We start from the raw sequence: 5,000 nt of genomic DNA, 5'->3' as shown, positions 1-5,000 counted from the left end.
TGGGCTAGGGGTCCTCACCGGATTACCAAACCTAACCAAACTCCGAATACCTGGGAGTAATAGTCGGCAGACACACGGCGGGTGCTAACGTCCGTCGTGAAAAGGGAAACAACCCTGACCTACAGCTAAGGTCCCCAAGTTATGGCTAAGTGGGAAAGGATGTGAGGATCCCAAAACAACCAGGATGTTGGCTTAGAAGCAGCCATCATTTAAAGAAAGCGTAACAGCTCACTGGTCTAAATAAGGGTCTTTGCGCCGAAAATGTAACGGGGCTAAAGCCATACACCGAAGCTTAGGGTTTGCAGCAATGCAAGCGGTAGCGGAGCGTTCTGTAAGCTGATGAAGCCATACCCGTGAGGGATGGTGGAGGTATCAGAAGTGCGAATGCTGACATGAGTAACGTAAGGGGAGTGAGAGACTCCCCCGCCGAAAGTCCAAGGGTTCCTGCTTAAAGCTAATCTGAGCAGGGTTAGCCGGCCCCTAAGTCGAGGCAGAAATGCGTAGACGATGGGAACCACGTTAATATTCGTGGGCCTGGAGGAAGTGACGGATCATTGAGGTAGTCCAATCTTATCGGATTGAAAGGGCTGCTGCGTGGTTCCAGGAAATAGCTCCTCCTTATAGACCGTACCCGAAACCGACACTGGTGGACTGGTAGAGTATACCAAGGCGCTTGAGAGAACTATGCTGAAGGAACTCGGCAAATTGCACGCGTAACTTCGGAAGAAGCGTGACCCTTTCATGCGCAAGCATGGGAGGGTGGCACAGACCAGGGGGTAGCGACTGTTTATCAAAAACACAGGGCTCTGCGAAGTCGCAAGACGACGTATAGGGTCTGACGCCTGCCCGGTGCTGGAAGGTTAAGAGGAGGGGTGCAAGCTCTGAATCGAAGCCCCAGTAAACGGCGGCCGTAACTATAACGGTCCTAAGGTAGCGAAATTCCTTGTCGGGTAAGTTCCGACCTGCACGAATGGCGTAACGACTTCCCCGCTGTCTCCAGCATAGACTCAGTGAAATTGAATTCCCCGTGAAGATGCGGGGTTCCTGCGGTTAGACGGAAAGACCCCGTGCACCTTTACTATAGCTTTACATTGGCATTCGTAGTGGCATGTGTAGGATAGGTGGTAGGCTTTGAAACCTGGGCGCCAGCTCAGGTGGAGCCACCCTTGAAATACCACCCTTATCACTATGGATGTCTAACCGCGGCCCGTTATCCGGGTCCGGGACAATGTATGGTGGGTAGTTTGACTGGGGCGGTCGCCTCCTAAAGAGTAACGGAGGCGCGCGATGGTGGGCTCAGAACGGTCGGAAATCGTTCGCTGAGTGCAATGGCATAAGCCTGCCTGACTGCGAGACTGACAAGTCGAGCAGAGACGAAAGTCGGTCATAGTGATCCGGTGGTCCCGCGTGGAAGGGCCATCGCTCAACGGATAAAAGGTACGCCGGGGATAACAGGCTGATGACCCCCAAGAGTCCATATCGACGGGGTTGTTTGGCACCTCGATGTCGACTCATCGCATCCTGGGGCTGGAGCAGGTCCCAAGGGTATGGCTGTTCGCCATTTAAAGCGGTACGTGAGTTGGGTTCAGAACGTCGTGAGACAGTTCGGTCCCTATCTGCCGTGGGTGTAGGAATATTGAAAGGATCTGTCCCTAGTACGAGAGGACCGGGATGGACGGATCTCTGGTGGACCTGTTGTGGCGCCAGCCGCATAGCAGGGTAGCTATATCCGGACGGGATAACCGCTGAAGGCATCTAAGCGGGAAACCCACCTTAAAACGAGTATTCCCTGAGAACCGTGGAAGACGACCACGTTGATAGGCCGGGTGTGGAAGAGCGGCAACGCTTGAAGCTTACCGGTACTAATAGTTCGATCGGCTTGATCGTTCTCATTCCTAATGCCCATTTCTGGCGACAATCCTTGGATTGCGCCGAGATGGATGGCACAGAAAACAGCTTCTCGAGCAACGTGCGTTTTGCCGACCTGGTGGTTATGGCGGAGCGGCTGCACCCGATCCCATTCCGAACTCGGCCGTGAAACGCTCCAGCGCTGATGGTACTTCGTCTCAAGACGCGGGAGAGTAGGTCGCTGCCAGGTCTGCCAAGCGCACGTTGTTTAATCTTCTCCTTACGAACAGGCCCGCCAACGGGACTCCGGGCCGCGCAAGCGGCCCTTTCATTTGGCGGAAGCTTGAATTCAGTGAGCCAAGGCTTACTTCTGGGGTTGACGCGGGGTGGAGCAGCGCCCCGTCCGCCCACAAGGCGAAGGCCTTGAGGACGGACAAAACAAAAAAGCCCGGGCTGCCCGGCCGGCGTTCGCCGTGAAGTTGACGCGGGGTGGAGCAGCCCGGTAGCTCGTCAGGCTCATAACCTGAAGGTCACAGGTTCAAATCCTGTCCCCGCAACCAAAGTACGAAAACGGCCCGCCTTGTGCGGGCCGTTTTCGTATGCACTGAAGTGCCGCGACAGGACACTTAGCATTCCGCAGCCAATCTTTCGCGTATGTGTTCCGATCCACCTCTCATACGTCGGGCGAATGGCCGATCGGGATTTACGACGCGCCAAAAGGGCGCGCTGCCGTCTTGACTGATATGCACCAAGTGCCGCCGCACAGTCACTGGGCAGCAGGCGTCTGCTCCGTATTTTGCCGCGAGCTTACGTCGTAACTCTGCAAGGTCCGACAAGTGGCCAGGTCGCGCAGCCCGGAGCTCGTCTGCGACCATGTTCTCGGTTGGGATCAGCATGCTCTGCGTAAGGTTTTTGCCTTTGAGTCGCGTTCTGACCACCGGCAATTCGCTCATAATTCACCTCCAGGAACTCCCCTACTGAAGACGAATAAGAATGCCGCAATCCGACAAAATCTCGGATTGATTTGATTGCCGTGGCTCGAGGCCACAGCCGTGAACCCACAAAGACGCCTCCGGCCGGCACCAATTCCTTGCAATGCACACATCAAAACCCCCGCTTGCCTTATGGCGCCGGTTACGAAACGGAACTTTACGTCTTCGCCGACATGGCTCGAACTGCAGCTCTAGCCGGCATCCCGGTTGGTCAAGGCGATGTGGCAGCAGCCGGAACCGTGGCCCGGCGTCCAGGTGACGTTGTCGAAGCGCACTCCGGTGGCCTCGAACAGGCCGCGGTCGAAGGCGCCGGCGATGCGGCAGAGCGTGGCGAGCTTCTTGTCGCCAACGCCAGCTTCGACCCAAGCGTCCTTCAGCGGACAGCGCTTGACCTTGAAGGCGATGCGGCCTTGGCCGCGTTCGACGTCGGTCGGATACATGCGGCCGCCATCCGGGCTGACGGCGAGGAACGCCTCGCCGATCGCCGTTGCGTCGTTCGGGCCGAAATCGGCGAAGGCCGACGCCGCAACCTCCTTGCCGCGCCGTTCGATGGTGCGGATCATGATAGCCTCAGCCTTTTCCGCGCCAACTTCCGCGGTTAGCTCGTCGAGCAACAGACGATAGAGATCGGCGCGGTTACGGAAGGCGGAATCGAGTTCGCGCGACAGTTTTTCGGCTCGGGCTTCGACGTCGGTCATGATGCGTCCTGTTCGATCCTTGACAGTCTTGGCGCTGCCGCCACCAGCGCCTTGCCGATCGCGGATTGCGGCGCGTCGATAACGGTACGGGCATCGCCGCTCTCGGCAATGCGCCCGGCGTCCAAAATGGCGACGCGGTGGGCGATGGCACGGACGACACCGAGATCGTGCGAAATGAACAGATAGGCGATGCGCTCCTCGCGTTGAAGGTCGAGCAGCAGCCGCAGGATCTGCGCGCGCACCGAAACGTCGAGCGCCGACACGGCCTCGTCGAGCACGACCAGCGACGGTTTTGTGGCGATGGCGCGGGCGATGGCGACTCGTTGGCGTTGGCCGCCGGAGATTTCGTGAATGGCGCGGCCGGCGAGACCGGGGCTGAGGCCGACGCGCTCCAGCAGAGTGGCAATACGGCGCGGGCGCTCGGCACGAGAGGCAATGTGATGGATGCGCAAGGGGTCGTCGAGCACACGCGCCACCGTGGCGCGCGGGTTCAAGGCGGCGAGCGGATCCTGAAACACCATCTGCAGACGAGCGCGCCGGTGGCGCAAGGCAGCGCCGTTCATTGACAGGAAGTCGCTGCCTTCAAATTCGATATGGCCGGCGTCGGGTTCGATGAGCCGCAGCATCAGCCGGGCTATCGTCGACTTGCCGCTGCCTGAAGGTCCGGCCAGCGCCAGCGTCTCGCCAGCTTCGATGTGGAAGGAAACGTTATCTGCCGCGGCAATGATCTTGCCGCCGCGAGGGTATCGTTTGGTCAGGCCGGAAACGGCGAGCAGAGGACTGGTCATGTTCGCTGCAACAGCGGCTCGGCGTCGAGGCCGAGATGAGCGTCAAGCAGCGCCCGAGTGTAAGTGTGCCGCGGCGCACTGACGACCTGCGCCGTCGCACCGAGTTCGATCAATTCGCCATTCCGGAACACGGCGATGCGCCCCGCCAGCTCAGCGGCCAGCGCGATGTCGTGGCTGACGAACAACAGCGTCATGCCGTCCTCGGCCACCAATTGCCGAATTAGCGCGACGATCTCGGCCTGCACGATGGTGTCCAGCGCGCTGGTCGCCTCATCGGCGATCAGCAGTTTCGGGCCGGACGCGATTGCCGCGGCGATGGCGACGCGCTGCTTCTGGCCGCCGGAAAGCTGGTGTGGAAAGGCATGCATAGCCGCATTGGGGTCGGGCAGACGGACCCGTTCAAGCAAGTTTTGGGCCTTCGCGTAGGCTTGCGGCCAATTGAGGCCGAGGTGGGTGTAGGCGACCTCGGCGACCTGCTTGCCAATTGGCATCACCGGGTCAAGGCTCGCCGATGGATCCTGGAAGATGAAGCCGATGTCACGGCCGCCGATTGAAGCATGGTCGCGAAGACTTGCAGGCTGACGTCCCGTCGCACCCCCCTCTGTCCTGCCGGGCCAGTGGGGGCGGGCAGACGGGGGGGGGGTTTTTAACCACGGGCGCGGGCCCCGATAATG

3 protein-coding genes, 1 tRNA gene and 2 rRNA genes (1 of these 6 running past the window's edge) are annotated in these 5,000 nt (G+C 59.5%); 3 read left to right on the top strand and 3 right to left on the bottom strand.

Annotated elements, in window-relative coordinates; translation table 11 throughout:
- From NKH91_RS23495 to NKH91_RS23485, 3 genes are all read left to right on the top strand, one after another.
- Positions 1 to 1,887, top strand: a 23S ribosomal RNA gene (locus tag NKH91_RS23495) (it extends 920 nt beyond the left edge of the window).
- 96 nt (positions 1,888 to 1,983) lie between these two features.
- Positions 1,984 to 2,098, top strand: a 5S ribosomal RNA gene (gene rrf / locus NKH91_RS23490).
- 233 nt (positions 2,099 to 2,331) lie between these two features.
- Positions 2,332 to 2,408, top strand: a tRNA-Met gene (locus NKH91_RS23485).
- 623 nt (positions 2,409 to 3,031) lie between these two features.
- On the opposite strand, the gene NKH91_RS23480 is transcribed toward NKH91_RS23485, so the two are convergent.
- From NKH91_RS23480 to NKH91_RS23470, 3 genes are all read right to left on the bottom strand, one after another.
- Positions 3,032 to 3,538, bottom strand: a complete 507-nt coding sequence (locus NKH91_RS23480) for an L-2-amino-thiazoline-4-carboxylic acid hydrolase (RefSeq protein WP_352849367.1) — start codon at positions 3,536 to 3,538, stop codon at positions 3,032 to 3,034.
- A complete protein-coding gene (locus tag NKH91_RS23475; RefSeq protein WP_352849369.1) occupies positions 3,535 to 4,326 on the bottom strand; it encodes an ATP-binding cassette domain-containing protein in 792 nt (263 codons plus the stop codon). The genes NKH91_RS23480 and NKH91_RS23475 overlap by 4 nt, the downstream gene beginning before the upstream one ends.
- Positions 4,323 to 5,000: ATP-binding cassette domain-containing protein (locus NKH91_RS23470; protein WP_352951007.1), on the bottom strand; the 678-nt coding region annotated here is incomplete at its 5' end. The genes NKH91_RS23470 and NKH91_RS23475, both read right to left, overlap by 4 nt.

The organism is Mesorhizobium sp. M0894, assembly GCF_040319725.1.
Lineage (GTDB): Bacteria > Pseudomonadota > Alphaproteobacteria > Rhizobiales > Rhizobiaceae > Mesorhizobium.
The sequence above is the reverse complement of the archived record's forward strand: the minus strand, read 5'-3'. Positions and strand labels throughout refer to the sequence as shown.

Excerpts from the sequence above, each read along its gene's own strand:
- NKH91_RS23475 (WP_352849369.1), bottom strand. The coding sequence starts at position 4,326 with ATGACCAGTCCTCTGCTCGCCGTTTCCGGCCTGACCAAACGATACCCT.
- NKH91_RS23480 (WP_352849367.1), bottom strand. The coding sequence starts at position 3,538 with ATGACCGACGTCGAAGCCCGAGCCGAAAAACTGTCGCGCGAACTCGAT.